This window comes from Corynebacterium sp. LK2510, from assembly GCF_040946405.1.
GTDB lineage: Bacteria > Actinomycetota > Actinomycetes > Mycobacteriales > Mycobacteriaceae > Corynebacterium.
Genome location: NZ_JAYWLR010000005.1, coordinates 61,806 through 78,964, shown reverse-complemented (window position 1 = coordinate 78,964; position 17,159 = coordinate 61,806). Strand labels below are relative to the sequence as shown.

The 17,159-nt window shown below is 67.7% G+C and carries 15 protein-coding genes; 13 read left to right on the top strand and 2 right to left on the bottom strand.

The genetic code is table 11. The features are described from left to right. Positions 1 to 41: 41 nt before the first annotated feature. From ftsH to VVR41_RS04440, 13 genes are all read left to right on the top strand, one after another. A complete protein-coding gene (gene ftsH, locus VVR41_RS04500; RefSeq protein ID WP_368523765.1) occupies positions 42 to 2,483 on the top strand; it encodes an ATP-dependent zinc metalloprotease FtsH in 2,442 nt (813 codons plus the stop codon). Then, the gene (folE, locus tag VVR41_RS04495; RefSeq protein ID WP_368523764.1) at positions 2,476 to 3,051 is read left to right on the top strand and encodes a GTP cyclohydrolase I FolE; all 576 of its coding nucleotides are present in this window, start codon (positions 2,476 to 2,478) and stop codon (positions 3,049 to 3,051) included. Before ftsH ends, folE begins: the two co-directional genes overlap by 8 nt. A gap of 2 nt (positions 3,052 to 3,053) precedes the next feature. Next, the gene (gene folP / locus VVR41_RS04490) at positions 3,054 to 3,914 is read left to right on the top strand and encodes a dihydropteroate synthase (protein WP_368523763.1); all 861 of its coding nucleotides are present in this window, start codon (positions 3,054 to 3,056) and stop codon (positions 3,912 to 3,914) included. Continuing rightward, entirely contained in the window at positions 3,915 to 4,295 is a 381-nt protein-coding gene (folB, locus tag VVR41_RS04485) for a dihydroneopterin aldolase (protein ID WP_321103942.1), read from the top strand. Between the two features lie 5 nt (positions 4,296 to 4,300). Further along, positions 4,301 to 4,759: a 2-amino-4-hydroxy-6-hydroxymethyldihydropteridine diphosphokinase gene (gene folK / locus VVR41_RS04480; protein WP_321103941.1), complete on the top strand. Its 459-nt coding sequence runs from the start codon at positions 4,301 to 4,303 to the stop codon at positions 4,757 to 4,759. After that, positions 4,756 to 5,223 carry a DUF3180 domain-containing protein gene (locus tag VVR41_RS04475; RefSeq protein WP_368523762.1) on the top strand — a complete coding sequence of 156 codons (468 nt, stop codon included), beginning with the start codon at positions 4,756 to 4,758 and terminating at the stop codon, positions 5,221 to 5,223. The genes folK and VVR41_RS04475 overlap by 4 nt, the downstream gene beginning before the upstream one ends. A gap of 10 nt (positions 5,224 to 5,233) precedes the next feature. Then, complete coding sequence (locus VVR41_RS04470; protein WP_368523761.1) at positions 5,234 to 6,175, top strand: DUF6779 domain-containing protein; 942 nt, start codon at positions 5,234 to 5,236, stop codon at positions 6,173 to 6,175. Next, entirely contained in the window at positions 6,176 to 6,913 is a 738-nt protein-coding gene (locus tag VVR41_RS04465; protein WP_368523760.1) for a hypothetical protein, read from the top strand. Continuing rightward, the gene (locus VVR41_RS04460; RefSeq protein ID WP_368523759.1) at positions 6,913 to 7,710 is read left to right on the top strand and encodes a pantoate--beta-alanine ligase; all 798 of its coding nucleotides are present in this window, start codon (positions 6,913 to 6,915) and stop codon (positions 7,708 to 7,710) included. The genes VVR41_RS04465 and VVR41_RS04460 overlap by 1 nt, the downstream gene beginning before the upstream one ends. A 152-nt stretch (positions 7,711 to 7,862) precedes the next feature. Then, on the top strand, positions 7,863 to 9,071 hold the full coding sequence (locus VVR41_RS04455) for a hypothetical protein (protein ID WP_368523758.1): 1,209 nt from the start codon (positions 7,863 to 7,865) through the stop codon (positions 9,069 to 9,071). A 35-nt stretch (positions 9,072 to 9,106) separates the two neighbouring features. Next, a complete protein-coding gene (gene lysS / locus VVR41_RS04450) occupies positions 9,107 to 10,663 on the top strand; it encodes a lysine--tRNA ligase (protein ID WP_368523757.1) in 1,557 nt (518 codons plus the stop codon). A 16-nt stretch (positions 10,664 to 10,679) separates the two neighbouring features. Continuing rightward, complete coding sequence (locus tag VVR41_RS04445) at positions 10,680 to 11,939, top strand: glycosyltransferase family 87 protein (protein WP_368523756.1); 1,260 nt, start codon at positions 10,680 to 10,682, stop codon at positions 11,937 to 11,939. Positions 11,940 to 12,063: 124 nt separating this feature from the next. Beyond that, positions 12,064 to 14,850 (top strand): ATP-dependent Clp protease ATP-binding subunit, encoded by a 2,787-nt coding sequence (locus tag VVR41_RS04440; RefSeq protein WP_368523755.1) that lies wholly within the window; start codon positions 12,064 to 12,066, stop codon positions 14,848 to 14,850. Positions 14,851 to 14,964: 114 nt separating this feature from the next. Here the strand turns inward: VVR41_RS04440 and VVR41_RS04435 are convergent, their stop codons facing one another. Both VVR41_RS04435 and zupT read right to left on the bottom strand, forming a co-directional pair. Beyond that, complete coding sequence (locus VVR41_RS04435) at positions 14,965 to 16,302, bottom strand: lipase family protein (RefSeq protein WP_368523754.1); 1,338 nt, start codon at positions 16,300 to 16,302, stop codon at positions 14,965 to 14,967. 53 nt (positions 16,303 to 16,355) lie between these two features. After that, positions 16,356 to 17,135, bottom strand: coding sequence for a zinc transporter ZupT (zupT, locus tag VVR41_RS04430; RefSeq protein ID WP_368523753.1), 780 nt, complete (start codon positions 17,133 to 17,135; stop codon positions 16,356 to 16,358). Between the last annotated feature and the right edge of the window lie 24 nt (positions 17,136 to 17,159).

Here is a 17,159-nt window from a genome sequence, read left to right as displayed (position 1 = left end):
ACCTCCCTAGCTTTTTCCGCACCCTTTCAACCCGGGACTTTATGGACAACAAAAAAGTAATGCGCTGGGGCGTCTTCGCCGCCCTCGCCCTCATCGTTCTCTACCTGTTCACGTTGATAGGGGACGACACCCGCTCCTATCAGAAGGTGGACACTTCGGTTGCCCTCGAGCAGCTTGCCGAGGGCAACGCCGAGAAGGTGCAGATCGACGACCGCGAACAGCGCGTGCGCATCGACCTGCGCGAGCCGATCACCGTCGAGGAACGCGAGGGCATTGAGTCCGTCATGGCGCAGTACCCGGCGCGGACCTCCCCGGTCGTCTTCGACGCAGTGCGCACTTCAGGTGCGGACTCGTTCAAAACCAACGTGACGCAGGAATCCTTCCTGATGTCCATGCTGAGCTTAATGCTGCCGATGCTTCTCATCTTCGGCCTGTTGTCCTTCTTCCTGTACCGCATGCAGGCTGGCGGCGGAATGTTCGGCATCGGCAGCTCCAAGGCGAAGCAGCTAACCAAGGACAAGCCGACCAACACGTTTGCGGATGTTGCCGGCGCCGACGAGGCTGTTGACGAGCTCCAGGAAGTCGTCGACTTCCTCCAAGATCCGGAGATCTACGAAAAGCTGGGCGCCAAGATCCCGCGCGGCGTGCTGCTCTACGGCCCTCCGGGAACAGGTAAGACGCTCATCGCTCGCGCAGTCGCTGGTGAGGCGGGGGTCTCGTTCTTCACCATCTCCGGCTCCGACTTCGTGGAGATGTTCGTGGGCGTGGGTGCCTCGCGCGTGCGCGACCTGTTCAAGCAGGCCCGGGAGAACGCCCCCTGCATCATCTTCGTCGACGAGATCGACGCCGTCGGCCGCCACCGCGGCTCCGGCATGGGCGGAGGCCACGACGAGCGCGAGCAGACGCTCAACCAGTTGCTCGTGGAGATGGACGGCTTCGGCGACCGCGAGGGTGTCATCCTCATCGCCGCGACGAACCGCCCGGACGTCCTCGACCCGGCTCTTCTGCGCCCGGGCCGCTTCGACCGCCAGATCCCGGTGACCAACCCGGACCTCGCCGGCCGAAAGCAGATTCTCAAGGTTCACGCGAAGGACAAACCGCTCGGCCCCGACGCCAACCTCGAGGCCTTGGCAAAGCGCACCGCCGGCATGTCGGGCGCGGACCTGGCCAACGTGCTCAACGAGGCCGCGCTGCTCACCGCCCGCATCGGCGGCAACGTGATCACGGCGGACGCGCTCGAGGAAGCGACGGACCGCGTCATCGGTGGCCCGCGCCGCAGCTCGAAGATCATCTCTGAGAAGGAGAAGAAGGTCACCGCGTACCACGAAGGCGGCCACACCCTGGCCGCGTGGGCGCTCAAGGACATCGAGCGCGTCTACAAGGTCACCATCCTCGCGCGCGGGCGCACGGGTGGGCATGCGATGACGGCCCAGGAAGACGACAAGGGCATGTACAACCGCGATGAGCTCTTCGCTCGCCTCGTCTTCGCCATGGGTGGCCGCGCCGCCGAGGAGCTCGTCTTCGGCGAGCCCACCACGGGCGCAAGCTCCGACATCGAGCAGGCGACGAAGATTGCTCGCGCGATGGTCACGGAATACGGCATGTCGAGCGTGCTCGGTACCGTCAAGTACGGCACGGAAGAGGGCGACCCGTTCTCCGGCCGCGGCGGCGGTGGCAGCCTCCAGTATTCGCCGACGGTCGCCGAGACCATCGACCGCGAAGTGCACGAGCTTATCGACGCCGCCCACGAGCGCGCCTACTCCATCCTCGCCGCCAACCGCGACTACCTGGACACCTTGGCATCCAAGCTGCTGGAGAAGGAGACGCTGCGCCGGCCGGACCTGGAGGACATCTTCGACGGTATTGAGCCGCAGGGCTCGGGCCTTCCGGACGTCGACAAGCGTTTCACGCAGCAGGTTGGCCGCACTCCGGTGCAAACGCCGAATGAGCTGGCTGAGGCGCGCGGCGAGGAGCCGCCGAAGAAGCTCTCCCTGCTGGAGATGTCGCGCGAGGCGCGCAAGCGCCGCATGGCCGAGCGTGGCCAGGCATCCGGCGCTGCCGCTGGCGAGCGCTCCCGGACTGGTTCCACGAAGTGGCGCCCGGGGAGGGACAACCGCGCTGGTGACACCACGGGTACGCCGCGCTACGGCGGCCCGAAGCCGCCGGCGGACTGGACCTACCGCGGCGGTGATGCCACCCCGCAGCCCCCGGCGGAGCACCCGGGCATGCGCAACTACGCCGAGCCGGAGTCCGGCCCGCGCCACGCGGCAGTCCCGAAGCCGGCCGAAGAAACTCGGGTTGAAGCACCGCGCGCCGAGGAGCCGCTGATCGGCTTCCGCCTTCCGGAAAATGAGCGCCCAAGCAGGCCGGAGCGCACAAGCGACGACCAGACCACCGAGATCCCTCGCGTCGACGCGGAGGATGTCGCCGCGCCGGAGACCGAGGACATGTCCCTGCCGAAGGAGCGTGGCGAGAATGACTAACCCCGCCTTTGACCGCGAGCGCGCGGAGGCCGCGGTGCGCGAGCTGCTCATCGCGGTGGGGGAGGACCCCGAGCGCGAAGGGCTGAAAGAAACGCCGGCTCGCGTGGCGCGGGCCTACGAGGAGGTCTTCGCCGGCCTGCACCAGGACCCGACTGAGGTGCTGAGCAAGAGCTTCGCAGAAGACCACAACGAGCTCGTCCTGGTGCGCGACATCCCGATCTACTCCACGTGCGAGCACCACCTGGTGCCCTTCTTCGGCATGGCGCACATCGGCTACATCCCGGGCGCGGAGGGCAAGGTCACCGGCCTGTCCAAGCTGGCGCGCCTGGCGGACCTTTACGCGAAGCGCCCCCAGGTGCAGGAGCGTCTCACCTCGCAGATCGCCGACGCGCTGGTGGAGAAGCTCGGCGCGCAGGCCGTGATCGTGGTCATCGAATGCGAGCACCTCTGCATGGCGATGCGCGGCATCCGCAAACCCGGGGCCGTCACAACAACCTCCGCCGTGCGCGGCGGGTTCAAGACCTCCGCGGCGTCGCGCGCCGAGGTCATGAGCCTGATCAGGAGCTAAGAATGCCGACCACCCTCGCCGACCTTGCCATCAGCGGGCGCACCGCGGTGATGGGCATTGTCAACGTCACCGAGGACTCGTTTTCCGACGGCGGGAAGTACCTCGCCGTGGACGCGGCAGTGGACCACGCGCGTGAGCTTGTCGCACGTGGGGCGGACATCATCGACGTCGGTGCGGAATCGACTCGCCCCGGCGCCACGCGCGTGCCTGCCGAGGTCGAGGCGCAGCGCATCCGCCCGGTCATTGAGGCGCTGCACGCGGCAGGCATCCGCACCTCGATCGACACCATGCGCGCCTCGACGGCGCGTGTCGCGGCCGAGGCCGGGGTGGATCTGATCAACGACGTCTCCGGCGGGCTCGCCGACCCGGACATGTACCGCGTGATGGCGGAGACCGATCTTCCGGTGTGCCTCATGCACTGGCGCGCCGCGACCTTCGGCGATGCCGCCGGTGCCGCCGACCACGGCGGGGACGTCGTGCGCGACGTGCGCGAGGTTCTCGCGCGGCTGACGGACAACGCTGTCGCCGCAGGCGTCGACCCGCGCAACATCTCAGTCGACCCCGGCCTCGGATTTGCCAAGACCGCACAGGAGAACTGGGAGCTTCTCGCCGCGCTGCCGCAGTTCACTGCCGGTGACTATCCGGTGTTGGTGGGGGCGTCGCGCAAGCGCTTCCTCACCGAGATCCGCAAGGACCGCGGGTTGACGCACTCGCCTGTCGACGCCGACCCGGCCACCGCAGCCGTGACCGCGCTTTCCGCCCAGGCGGGCGCGTGGTGCGTGCGCGTGCACGAGGTCGCCGTCTCGCGCGACGCCGTTGACGTGGTCGCCCGGTGGCAACGCGCCAAGGAAGGAAACGTCTAGATGGCGGACAGGATTGAACTGAAAGGGCTGCGGGTCTACGCCCACCACGGTGTGCTCGCGCACGAGACCGAGCACGGCCAGGCGTTTAGCGTCGACATCGTGTGCTGGCTCGACTTTGCCGAGGCCGCGGCGAGCGACGACTTAAGCGCCACGATCAACTACGCGGAGCTGGCCCAGCTCGCCTACGACATTGCCGGTGGCACGCCCCGCCAGCTCATCGAAACCGTCGCATCCGAGATCGCGGACACCGCACTTGAGCGCTTTGCGCTGCTCCACGCCGTGGAGGTCACGCTGCACAAGCCCCACGCCCCGATCCCGCTGACCTTCGACGACGTTGCGGTGGTGGCGCGACGCTCCCGCAACCGCCGCGCGGAGAGGTGATCGGCGTGCGCGCTGTCTTGTCCACCGGGTCCAACATGGAGGACTCGCGCGCGCACCTGCGCCGGGTCGTCGACGACTTCGCAGGCGAGCTCGTCGCCGCAAGCTCGCTCTATGCCACTGCGCCGTGGGGTGGTGTCGAGCAGCCCGACTTCATCAACCAGGCATTGCTTGTCGAGGTCTCCCTCACCCCCCGCGAACTCCTTGAGCGCTGCCAGCGCCTCGAGCGCGACGCCCATCGCGTGCGCGACGTCAGGTGGGGCCCGCGCACCCTCGACGTGGACATCGTCGCCATCGACGGTGTCACCTCCGACGACCCACAGCTGACCTTGCCGCACCCGCGGGCCCACGAGCGCGCCTTCGTGCTCATCCCGTGGCTCGAGATTGACCCGGATGCCACGCTGGGCGGGGAATCGGTTGCGGGGATCGTCGATAAGCTTGGCCATCAAGGGGTGAGAAAGCTATGACCCGGACGAGCACCGCTGAACTCGTGCTGGTGGCGGGCTTCATGGCCGCTGCAGCCTTCATCCTCGTGCGCAGGTTCTACGGCATGCTCACCGCCGTCGACGCGACGCTGTCGCTGCCGCTGTGGGTGACGGCCGCTGTGTGCGCCTTCTGCGCCCACATGGTCCGCACGCGCCGCAAAGAGGGCAAGGTGGGGCTCGATCGCTCCCAGCTCAACCCGATGATGGCCGCCAACCTCATGGTGCTGGGCAAGGCCTCTGCCTGGTCGGGTGCGATCTGCGGCGGGATCTTCACCGGCCTTGCCGTCTACGTCGCCCCGCGCGCTGCCGATCTTGCGGCCGCGGAGGCGGACCTGCCCGGTGTGATCGCAGGAGCTCTGGGAGGCGTGGCCCTAGCTGTCGCGGGAGTCGTGCTCGAGCGCAGCTGCGAGGTGTCGCCTCCTGGCGAGGGGGAGTCGGTTCAGTAAGCTGTGGGGCATGACTGCCGAATCCCCGACACGCGACTATGCCGGCCTGTGGGTGCTCGTCCCCTTCGTCCTGGCGGTGCTGGGCACCATTGTCATGCTGTTTACGAACTCGGCAAACATCCTCAAGGTCTCCCTCATCCTCGCCCTGTGGGCAGCTGCGGCGGGCATCCTCGTGATTGCCCGGCTGCGCCGCGACCGCGACGAGGCCGAGCGCGTCCTGACTGAGCGCGACCAGCTCCACCAGGCGGAGCTCGAGGCCGCCACCGCGCGCGCCGAGGCTGCCCGCAGCGCGCAGGCGGGTGCTGGCGATGCCCCGGGCGGGGCGGACATGCAGGTGCTGCGTGAGATCCAGGAGGAGCTCAAGGCCCTGCGCGCCCAGCTCACCGAGATGTCGGGCCGCCAATTCGAGTACGAGCCGGCCGCACTTCGCGCAGAGGCCCGCCGCATCGCCGAGCTCGGAGCGACGCGCCCCGAGCCGAAGCCTGAGCCTGCGCCGGTCGTGGAGACCGTCGAGCCGGAGCCGGCCAGCCCCTCTTCGGACGGGCCGTCTGCCGCTGAGACTGCACGCCTGCAGCCCATCAAGGATGTGGGCGAACCGAAACGCAAGCAGTCCCGCCCCGCCGGCGCCCCCACCTCCGAGGCCATCGCCGGTCGCCTGGGCGCCCAACCGAGCAAGCGCTCGGTGCAGCACAACCCGCTGTCCCAGCTGATCAGTGAACGACAGGCCGAGGCGTCCGCCGCGCCCGAGCCCGCCGACACCCCGAAGCCCGCAACGGCACCGAAGTCGAGGCCGGCTCCGACGCTGCCGAGCGCAGCGGAGCCCGCACCGACGGAGGCCCCCAAGCAGCATGATCAGCACGAACGGCACGGCCGCCGCCGTCGCGATGAGCGCGGTTCGAATGCCGTGTCCGTGGCTGAGCTGCTCGCGCGCCGCAACGAGGAAAGCAAGTAGATGGCGCCCCGCCTGCAGGTGTGCCTGGTGCGCGACCCCCGGTCCGGGGAATACAGCGCGGTGGGCAGTGCCCTAGGGCTCGCCGGTCACAGCGTCACGGAGGTCCCCGCACTCGCCGGGACAGAGGAATGCGACGCCGCCCGTGAGGCGAATCTCGTCATCATCGACTCGGATGATCCAGAGTGGGTGACAGGGTGCGTCGATAAGCTCGAACCCCTCACTCGCCCCAAACAGATGGTGCTGCACACCTGCCTCGCCGTCGGAGTGCAGGCGCTTGACGAGGTCGAAGTGCGCGGCGCAGTGACCATGGCCGCCCACCCGATCGTGCCGGATTGTTGGGTCACCTCCGCCACCGACGAACTCGGCGAGGCTACTCTCGCGCTGTTGGTCGGCGAGATGCACGGGATGAACGTGTCCATCGATGACGCGCTGCGCCCGCACCTAGTGGCCGCGGCCCGCATCATGGCGCTGAGCAGTACCGGAAGCCGCGACGGGCTTGAACTTATCGGCGCCGCGCTACCGGAAGCCGGGGCCGCGCTGGCGCCGTACATGGACGCTGCGGAAATGACACCGGTCGTGGCGCTGGATCCTGCGCACTTGGAGCGGGCGAACTCCGCCATCGCGGATCCCTCTCTGGCGAGGTTCCACGCGGAACTGGAGCGCCGCGAGGCCGAGCGCACACACAACGCGGACGTTCAGCTGTGGGCGACGGCAACGATCTCGACAAAGGAGCAGTAGTGGTTTTCCAACCCGGGCAGGCAACAACCGTGACGGATCTAGACCGCCTGGCCACCTACGGCCGAGCCTTCCGCAAGGTTGGCAAGTCAGTCGTCGTGGTCCCGCTCGGTACCGGGGTGCACGCCGGTCACATCCAGCTGATCCGCGCCACGCGCTCGCTGCTCGGCTCCATCGTCATGGTGACCTATGCGGGGGCGGAGGAGGAGATCCCGGACGTGTTCGCCGAGGAGTCTGTCGACGTCGTCTACCACGGCCAGCTCGGCGGAGCCGAGGTGCGCACCCCGCTCGACCACCTGGAAGACGCGGACGAGGTGGCGCGCCGTGTCGGGGCGGTGCTGGCTGCAATCAACGCCACCCACGCCACAGACGTCGTGCTCGGGGAGAAGGACTTCGAGCTGCTCGTCGCGGTCCAACAGGCCGTGACCGCGCTGCGCATGGAGGTTAGGCTCCACAGTGTGCCGACCGTGCGCACCGCCGACGGGCTGGCCATGTCGCTGCGCAACGCGCAGGTGCCGGAAGACCAGCGCGAGGCAGCCCTGGCGCTTCCGGCGGCGCTGACCGCGGGCGCGCACGTGGCTGAACGCGGGGCTGAAGCGGTGCTGGATACAGCGCGTGGGGTCTTCGCCGCTGCGGGCGTCGAGCCCGCCTACCTTGAGCTGCGTGATTTGGGCTTCGGGCCCGCACCGGTCGAAGGTGACGCCCGTTTGCTCGCCGCAGTAGAGCTTGGCGGGGTGCGGTTGAGCGACAACGTCGGCGTGCCCGTGGGAATCGGGTTCGCCAACCTGCCCGCGCAGTAGCGGCGTCTCGCATACCGCGTAACTGACATGCGCCGGGCGCGCATCCGTTACTATCAACCCACTAGCGCTTTTGCTGTCCTGTTAGCGGCCGATGCAGCCTCGCACACAGCGGCGCCACCGTAGTATCGACTGCTTGAACTGAGGATTCCGACATGGCTGACAACGCCCTCACCTCCCTCGCCGCCACCGTGAACGCGGCCGGGTACGGACACATCGAGGAAGTGGCCCGCACCGAGTCGTCCACCCTGTACCGTGCGCAGCCGCTGGTAGATACCGGGGCGGCCGCAGAGGTCGAGGTCGAGGAGTTCAACATTCCGCTCTCGCCGGCGGCAGTCAACGAGGTCACTGCCGCAGCCGACACGCTCTCGGCTGTGGACCTGCCCGGCGTGTTCGCCCCGCGCCACGCCGCTATCACCGACGCGGGCAAGCTCGTCGTCGTGCGCGACGCCGCCGCTGGCATGCCGCTGCGCGAGCTGGCCCGGGAGCGGTTTGCCAAGGAAGGCCACTTCAACGCGGCCGAGGTCCTCAACCTGCTGCTTCCGGTGGCCGAGGCGATCGACCACTACGCGCAGGTTGGCCAGTCCGGGTTCGTCACCCGCTCACTTACGCTCGACCGGATGCTCGCCCAGCCTGGTTGGGCATCCGCGCCGGTGAAGCTGTCGATGGTCGGCCCGACGCCGCAGGCGGCAGGTTCGTCGTCAGCGCACAACCGGGAGACGTTCATCAGCCTCGTCTCCGACCTGACAGGTCTGCCGGTGGATCCGGACATGGTGGCCCGCACCGGAACGTGCCGCAACTACTTGCTCGCTCTCGCCGGGGAGCCGGTGGATGAGCCCGCACCCGCGCGACGCCTAACGCGCCGCATCCCCGCTGCCCAGCCGAGCTCGCCGTGGCCGTGGCTCGTGGCTATTTTGGCGGTGGTGCTTCTCCTAGCCGCTGGACTGTGGTTCTGGAACAACACGCGCGGATCTGCATGGGAGGGTGCTGAGGCCCAGCTGCAGGAGACATACCCGCAGCTCATCTCCGAGCGCGAAGGCGGTAAGGGTTGGAAGGGCCTGGAGTGCGAGTCCGCGGCGCTCGAACCGGGGCAGACCGCGAAGATCCGCTGCGCGGACGAAAACAGCGGCGTGAGCATCGCCTCCTACTCCACGGCAGCCGACCGCAACGCCGGCCTGCCGAGCCAGGACCAGGCCGTGACACTGGGATCGGGCGAGTGCATGATCGACTCGTTCGCGGTGCCGGGTGTGACCCCGCCGGCGTTCGTGATGGCGCCGCGCGACCAACAGCACGTGCGGCTGCTGATCAACGGCGAGAACGCGGAGGCCGAGCGTCTCGATCTGCCGCTGTGCCCGGGCCAGTAGCAAGGGTAGATGGGCAGGCACTACTCTAGGCAGACGTGACTACCCAGGACCTTACAGAGCAGCAACAGTTCCGCCGCGCGAAGCGCCAGAAGCTCATCGACTCGGGCAGGGAGGCCTACCCGGTCGTCGTCGACCGCACCGACTCCCTGACCGAGGTGCGTAAGCGCTACCAGGTCCTCGCGGAAGGGGAGACCGCAACTCCCGTGGAGGGTGTGACTGTGCTCGAGGCGGGCCAGGAGACCTCGGACGAGGTCGCCGTCGCTGGCCGCATCATGTTCAAGCGCGACACCGGCAAGCTGTGCTTCGCCACCCTTCAGGAGGGCAACGGCACCCAGCTCCAGGTCATGCTGTCTCTCGCCGAGGTCGGCGAGGAAGCCCTGACCAGCTGGAAGGAAGACGTCGACCTGGGCGACATCGTCTCCGTCCGCGGCCGCGTCATCGCGTCGCGCCGCGGCGAGCTTTCCGTCATGGCCACGACGTGGCACATGGCGTCGAAGGCACTGCGCCCGCTGCCGGTCGCGTTCGCGGACATGAACGAAGAGCAGCGCGTGCGCAACCGCTACACGGACCTGATCATGCGCGAGGCCGCACGTGACAACGCCATGACCCGCATCAAGGTCATCGCCGCGGTGCGCAAGTACCTCACCGGCCTGGACTTCGTCGAGGTTGAGACGCCGATGCTTCAGACGCTGCACGGCGGCGCGGCGGCACGGCCCTTCGTCACCCATTCCAACGCGATGGATATCGACCTCTACCTGCGTATCGCCCCCGAGCTCTTCCTCAAGCGCTGCGTTGTCGGCGGCATCGAGCGCGTCTTCGAGATCAACCGCAACTTCCGCAACGAGGGCGTCGACTCCTCTCACTCCCCGGAGTTCACCATGCTGGAGACCTACCAAGCATGGGGCACCTACAAGGACGGCGCCGAGATGATCAAGGGCCTCGTCCAGTTCGCCGCCACCGAAGTTTTCGGCTCCACGACGGTCACGCTTGCCGACGGCACCGAGTACGACCTCGGCGGCGAGTGGAAGGTGATGGAGATGTACCCCTCCCTCAACGAGGCGCTGCAGCGCACCCACCCGGGCCAGCCCGAGGTCACGGTTGACTCGACCGTGGAGGAGCTCAAGGCGATCGCCGAGGTCATCGGCCTGAAGGTGCCGGAGAACGCCGGTTGGCTGCACGGCAAGCTCGTCGAGGAGATCTGGGAGCACCTGTGCTCCGATCAGCTTTACGAGCCGACCTTCGTGACGAACTTCCCGGTGGAGACCTCTCCGCTGACGCGCGACCACCGCGACAAGCCGGGCGTGACCGAGAAGTGGGACCTCTACGTCCGCGGTTTCGAGCTGGCCACCGGTTATTCCGAGCTCGTCGACCCGGTCATCCAGCGCGAGCGCTTCGAGGACCAGGCCCGCCTGGCCGCCCACGGTGACGACGAGGCTATGGTGCTCGACGAGGACTTCCTGGCCGCGATGGAGCAGGGCATGCCGCCGACCTCGGGCACGGGTATGGGCGTCGACCGCCTGCTCATGGCCCTGACGGGTCTGGGCATCCGCGAGACCGTCCTTTTCCCGATGGTCAAGCCGGACGCGAACTAGCCGTTCCGTGCGATCCGTGCGCGCATCGCTTATCGACGCCACCAGCCCCACCGCCGCCAGCTGCAACAGCTACGACCGCTACCGCGCGTTGGCCATGCGGTTTCTGTGGTTTGTCGCCGTCGTCGGGATCATCCGTGCCTTCCTCGTCGCGCCCGTGACGAACTCGGGCACGGATTTCGTGCCCATCTGGGACGCGGTGCAGCGCTACGTCCACGGTGTCGCGGTTTACAACGAGGACTACTCCACCTCCGACCCGCACTATCTGTATTCCCTCGGCGCCAACGTTGTGCTCGCGCCCCTGGCCGTGCTGGGCAACTTCACGGTGGCGCGGTGGGCGATGATCTTCGCCACCGCGGTCAGCGTGGTTGTCGCGATCTGGCTTAGCGCGCGCCTTCTGGCACCGCGCTTGGTCACGCCGCTGACCGTGGCTGCCGTGGCGGTGTTCTTCAACACCTCCGAGCCGGTCGCGTCGACGGCGAAGTACACCAACATCAACGGGTTCCTCCTGCTGGTGATGGTTGTGTTCGTGTGGTGCTGCGTGGCCCTCGACGCCCCGATGCGCCGCCAGTTCGCCCGCCCCGAGATGTGGGCCGCCGGCGTGGTTCTGGGCTACGCGGTGACGATTAAGCCGCAGTTCGTGGTGCTCACCGCCGTGCCGGTGCTGCTGATGCAGTGGCCCGTGCTCGCGGTTGCTGTGGCCTTCTACGCCGCGCTGTTCGGCCTGGGCTGGGTAACGACTGCGCAGCCGCAGCTGTACGTGGAGCGACTGTTGCCGTATCTTGCCGATCCGCGCGATTACGACAACGGTTCGCTCGCAGCTGTCCTTGAGCAGCTGGGGCTGGGCAGCGCTGGGCAGATAGTCTTCGTCGGCGCCGTGCTTGCCGTCGTGGCGCTCGCCGTCATCGCGTTGTTCCCCTTGCGCAACCGCCACCGCGCGGCCTGGGCGTTCACCACGCTCGGCGTGCTGTTCGCCGGGGTGTTCCTCGGCGGGGGTCTCCTGCAGGGCTACTACGTGATGTGGTTGATCCCCCTGGCGATGACGATCGTGCTGCCGCGCACGCCCATGGCATGGCCGGCGATGTGGGTTGCCGTCCTGCTCGCCGTCGGCGGATTCGCAGACCTTTTCGCCCCCGCCATCCGCTACGGCTGGCCGGCGAGTCTCACCGCGACGGCGGGTTGGGTGTTGGTCCCCGTCATCATCGCCGCGTGGGCGCTGCGCGAGAACCTGCTGCAGCGCCGCGCAGGGGCGTTCTCTAACGGTGAACACGGCGCGTGAGCTGCGCAAATGGAGTGAGTGTTCGAACCTGGAGTGGAATCCCGGGAAGAGGTGTCGTATCCGCGCGTTATGGTGGGTGACATCTTTATCGCGAACGTCATTTCAGAAGGGGAAGGGTAGCCACATGTTCGAGCGGTTTACCGACCGAGCCCGCCGCGTCATCGTCCTGGCACAGGAGGAAGCGCGTGCGCTCAATCACAATTACATGGGCACCGAGCACATCCTGCTCGGCCTGATTAAAGAGGGCGAGGGCGTGGCGGCCAAGGCCCTGGAGTCCATGGGCATCAACCTCGAGGACGTCCGCCGCGAGGTCGAGGAGATTATCGGCCACGGCAGCCAGCCGGTCACCGGCCACATCCCGTTTACCCCGCGCGCCAAGAAGGTGCTCGAGCTTTCCCTGCGCGAGGGCCTGCAGATGGGCCACAAGTACATCGGTACCGAGTTCCTGCTGCTCGGCCTCATCCGAGAGGGTGAGGGCGTTGCGGCGCAGGTGCTGATCAAGCTCGGTGCGGACCTGCCGCGTGTGCGCCAGCAGGTTATCCAGCTTCTTTCCGGCTATGAGGGCGGTGACGGCCAGAACCCTGAGGCTCCCCAGCAGGGTGGTTTCGCGGGTGCCGGCGCCGGCGGAGGTGCCATGGGCGGCGGCGGACGCGGTGGCCAGCAGGGCGAGCGCTCCAACTCGCTGGTCCTCGACCAGTTCGGCCGTAACCTCACCGTTGCTGCCCGCGAGGGCAAGCTCGACCCGGTCGTCGGCCGCGAGAAGGAAATCGAGCGCATCATGCAGGTGCTCTCGCGCCGCACCAAGAACAACCCGGTGCTCATCGGTGAGCCCGGCGTGGGCAAGACCGCCGTGGTGGAGGGCCTGGCCCTCGACATCGCCAACGGCAAGGTTCCGGAGACGCTGAAGGACAAGCAGGTCTACTCCCTCGACCTCGGCTCCCTGGTGGCGGGTTCGCGCTACCGCGGTGACTTCGAGGAGCGCCTGAAGAAGGTGCTCAAGGAGATCAACCAGCGCGGCGACATCATTCTGTTCATCGACGAGATCCACACCCTCGTCGGCGCGGGTGCGGCAGAGGGTGCGATCGACGCGGCCTCGCTGCTCAAGCCGAAACTGGCCCGCGGCGAGCTGCAGACCATTGGTGCGACCACGCTTGACGAGTACCGCAAGCACATCGAGAAGGACGCCGCCCTGGAGCGCCGCTTCCAGCCGGTCCAGGTCGACGAGCCGTCCGTTGAGGACACCGTGACCATCCTCAAGGGCCTGCGCGATCGCTACGAAGCGCACCACCGCGTCTCCTACACCGACGATGCGTTGATCGCGGCGGCAAACCTGTCGGATCGCTACATTAACGACCGCTTCCTACCGGACAAGGCCGTCGACCTTCTCGACGAAGCCGGCGCCCGCATGCGCATCAAGCGCATGACCGCGCCGGAGGGCCTGCGCGAGGTTGATGAGCGCATCGCGGAAGTGCGCAAGCAGAAGGAAGCCGCGATCGACGCCCAGGACTTCGAGAAGGCCGCGGGCCTGCGCGACACCGAGCGCAAGCTCGGCGAGGAGCGCTCCGAGAAAGAGAAGCAGTGGCGCGACGGCGAGCTCGAAGAAATCGCTGAGGTCGGCGAGGAGCAGATCGCTGATGTGCTGGCCAACTGGACCGGCATCCCCGTGTTCAAGCTCACCGAGTCCGAGTCGTCCCGCCTGCTCAACATGGAAGACGAGCTGCACAAGCGCATCATCGGCCAGGACGAGGCAGTGCGCGCCGTGTCGCGTTCCATCCGTCGCACCCGCGCTGGCCTGAAGGACCCGAAGCGCCCGTCTGGCTCGTTCATCTTCGCCGGCCCGTCCGGTGTGGGTAAGACGGAGCTGTCCAAGGCGCTCGCCGAGTTCCTGTTCGGTGACGAGGACGCCCTGGTCCAGGTCGACATGGGTGAGTTCCACGACCGCTTCACCGCGTCGCGTCTCTTCGGTGCGCCTCCGGGATACGTCGGTTACGAAGAGGGCGGCCAGCTCACCGAGAAGGTGCGCCGCAAGCCGTTCTCCGTGGTGCTTTTCGACGAAATCGAGAAAGCGCACAAGGAGATCTACAACACCCTGCTCCAGGTGCTCGAAGAGGGCCACGTCACCGACGGCCAGGGCCGCGTGGTGGACTTCAAGAACACCGTTTTGATCTTCACCTCCAACCTGGGCACGGGCGACATCTCCAAGGCCGTGGGTCTCGGCTTCACTGGCAACACGGCTACCGACGCCGATGCGCAGTACGACCGGATGAAGAGCAAGGTCCACGACGAGCTGAAGAAGCACTTCCGCCCCGAGTTCCTCAACCGCATCGACGAGATCGTGGTCTTCCGCCAGCTCACGCAGGACGAGATCGTCGAAATGGTCGACCTGCTTATCGGCCGCGTGGACAAGAACCTGGCCGCGCAGGATATGGGCATCGAGCTGACCGACAAGGCGAAGAACCTCCTCGCCGTGCGCGGCTTCGACCCGGTGCTGGGTGCGCGACCGCTGCGTCGCACTATCCAGCGCGAGATCGAGGACATCCTGTCCGAGAAGATCCTCTACGGCGAGATCGGCGCCGGCGAGATCATCTCCGTGGATGTGGAGAACTGGGACGGCGACGTCGAGGCTGCCCGCGCCGCACGTGGTAAGGCCGCCGAGGGTGCCAAGTTCACCTTCACCCCGCGCCCGAAGCCGCTGCCGGCCGAGACCTTCGACACCGAAGAGGTTGAGGTCCGCGACATTGACGGCGACTCGGCTGACTCTGCGGACACCGTGACCGCGGACGTTCCGCCGACGACCGACGACGGCGGCGACAGCGCCGCAGGCGAGCCGGTTGACGAGGTCAACGATCGCACCCCGTCTGAGGGCGACGACGGCACCCCGCCGCCCGCTGGTGCAGGCCAGCCGCTGTAGCCGGCGCCGCGCCCGCACACCTCAACCCACGATCACCGCGCCGAGTGCCCCGCTAGCTTGGGGCATCCGGCGCGGTGATCGCGTTTTTCTGGGAGCAATCCGTGCTTGGGGAGTCTAGAACTCTCCGCAGTTCGACACAGCCTCGACGCCGCCGAAGCGGTCGTTGAGCCACTGCACCGACGGCACCGCCTGGGTGGCGATTCCGAGGGCGTGGTTCACACCCGCCTTCAGCTGAGGGGTCAGCGCCGAGATGTTCTCGTTGAGCAGGTTGACCGGCGCACCGATGGCGCAGTAATCGCGGGCGAGCTGGACAACCTGGGCGCTGGGGACCACGTCGTCGTTGCCGCCGGTGGTGACCAGGATGGGGGAGGTTGGTGCGCGGCGGCCGAGGCGCTGGGCGTCGAAAAGCTTCTGCAGCTCAGGTTCGCGGCGGGCGATCTCTGAGAGGGATTCGCCGGTGGAGGTCAGCGCGCGCGTGTCCGTCAGCGCCCACCGCACAGCGCCGTCGCTGATACACGAGTTTGCGGTGGTGCGCACGAACTCGCGGCCGCGGTCGTTGAGCACGGGATCGACGATGCCGTTCATCTGTGGGTAGCGGTCCGCCCAACCGTTGAGCGCGTAACCGAGGACGGCGACGATGGCGGATCCGTCCACGCCCTCCATCGTGGCGAACAAGTCGGCGGGCGGGGCACCGGCGAAGGTGCCACGGAGGTTGATTTCGGGGGCGTAGCTCGGTTGCAGCTCGGCAGCCGCCGCGGCGGCGCCGCCGCCCTGGGAGTAGCCGTAGAAGGCGACCGGGTCGCCGGCGGGGGCGACCGCGCGGGCGGCGTCGATGACGGCGTGTGCCTCTTCGTCGTGGAGCACGTACGTGTGCGGGCCCGGAGTACCCAGGCCGATGTAGTCGACCACGACCACCCGCATTCCCAGCAGTGCCGCCGCGGTGTAGCTGGGCAGTTCGTAGTTCAACCCGAGCGCAGGTGCGACGGCATCGAGCTGGGCGGTTAGCCAGGGGCCGCGCGACGGGGCGCACGCGTCGCCGGAGCCGCGCGTGCCGGGGGCGAAGACCACCGTGGGGGTGGGGCCCGGGCCGCGCCACGGGTTGGCGGGCTGGATCACAAAACCTGAGGTGGCCACGCGCTCGCCGTGGACGGTGGTGGAGGTGTAGAGGATTTTTTCGGCGTAGCCGGGAAAGCCGGGGCCGAGGATGTTGAGCAGGTGCGGGGCGGCCTGGCGGCGCAGCACGGTGCCTGGGGAACCGAGATCGTCGACTGGGTCGTCGTAGAACGGGTCGTATCCGGCGACAGGATTGCCGGCTGGGGTTGCCGAGGCGTGGCGGAGGCCGTCGACAAGCGGCTCGAGCTGGGTGGAACTGTGTGCGCTGGCTGTCGCAGAGCCAGTTACGCACAGGGCGACGGCGGCAATGGCTGAGGTCAGGCGAGTGCGGAGCAACATGGGACGAATCCTACTAAGACGAGGACATCCCCGAAGCCCTTTAATGCCAGCGGCTAGCTCATCATGGCCAGGCTGAGCGCCATGACACCCATACCGGCGATGACGCTGTAGATGCTGTGGTGGTGGTGCCCCGTCTGGATGGCGCTGGGTAGCAGCTTGTCAAAGCTGATGAAGACCATGATGCCGGCTACCGCGGCGTAGGACAGCCCCAGTGTCGATGGGCCCATGAAGGGCAGCAGGATGAGGAAGCCGACGACGGCGCCGGCGGGCTCGGCAAGCCCGGATAGTGTGGCCCAGCCGGCCGCGCGCCACTTCCGGCCCGTGGCCTCGCGCAGGGGAGCAGCGACCGCGATGCCCTCGGGGATGTTGTGGATGGCGATGGCGACCGCGAGCGGGGCGGCCAGTACCGGATCAGCCAGCGCAGCCATGAAAGTGGCGAAGCCCTCCGGGAAGTTGTGCAGCGCAATCGCCAGACCCGCCATCACTCCCGCCTTGGCCAACGCGGGCGAGGGTTTCGTCTCGTGGAGCTCGTGCGGGTTGACCTCGTCCGGCACCATCCGGTCAATCACGGCGATGAGCAGCACACCGGCGAAGAACGCCACGATGGCCTTCCCCTGGCCGACCTGGTCGATGCCCTTCGGCAGGATCTCCACTAAGGAGATGTAGACCATCACGCCCGTGGAGAAACCCAGCGCGCCGGCGAGGAAGCGATCGGACGGGCGCGAGCGCACCGCGACGATGAGCCCACCCAGGCCTGTTGAGATGCCGGCGAGGAGAGTCATGCCGAACGCGATCGCCACCGCGTGCGGGCTGTATCCGGCGAGCAACTCCATAGCCTCACACCATATCGCCCGGCG

Bases quoted from the DNA above. Each gene is read 5' to 3' on its own strand.
- VVR41_RS04435 (WP_368523754.1), bottom strand. From the start codon at position 16,302: ATGTTGCTCCGCACTCGCCTGACCTCAGCCATTGCCGCCGTCGCCCTG.
- folE (WP_368523764.1), top strand. From the start codon at position 2,476: ATGACTAACCCCGCCTTTGACCGCGAGCGCGCGGAGGCCGCGGTGCGC.
- folB (WP_321103942.1), top strand. From the start codon at position 3,915: ATGGCGGACAGGATTGAACTGAAAGGGCTGCGGGTCTACGCCCACCAC.
- VVR41_RS04455 (WP_368523758.1), top strand. From the start codon at position 7,863: ATGGCTGACAACGCCCTCACCTCCCTCGCCGCCACCGTGAACGCGGCC.
- ftsH (WP_368523765.1), top strand. From the start codon at position 42: ATGGACAACAAAAAAGTAATGCGCTGGGGCGTCTTCGCCGCCCTCGCC.
- VVR41_RS04465 (WP_368523760.1), top strand. From the start codon at position 6,176: ATGGCGCCCCGCCTGCAGGTGTGCCTGGTGCGCGACCCCCGGTCCGGG.
- VVR41_RS04470 (WP_368523761.1), top strand. From the start codon at position 5,234: ATGACTGCCGAATCCCCGACACGCGACTATGCCGGCCTGTGGGTGCTC.
- folP (WP_368523763.1), top strand. From the start codon at position 3,054: ATGCCGACCACCCTCGCCGACCTTGCCATCAGCGGGCGCACCGCGGTG.
- VVR41_RS04475 (WP_368523762.1), top strand. From the start codon at position 4,756: ATGACCCGGACGAGCACCGCTGAACTCGTGCTGGTGGCGGGCTTCATG.
- zupT (WP_368523753.1), bottom strand. From the start codon at position 17,135: ATGGAGTTGCTCGCCGGATACAGCCCGCACGCGGTGGCGATCGCGTTC.
- VVR41_RS04440 (WP_368523755.1), top strand. From the start codon at position 12,064: ATGTTCGAGCGGTTTACCGACCGAGCCCGCCGCGTCATCGTCCTGGCA.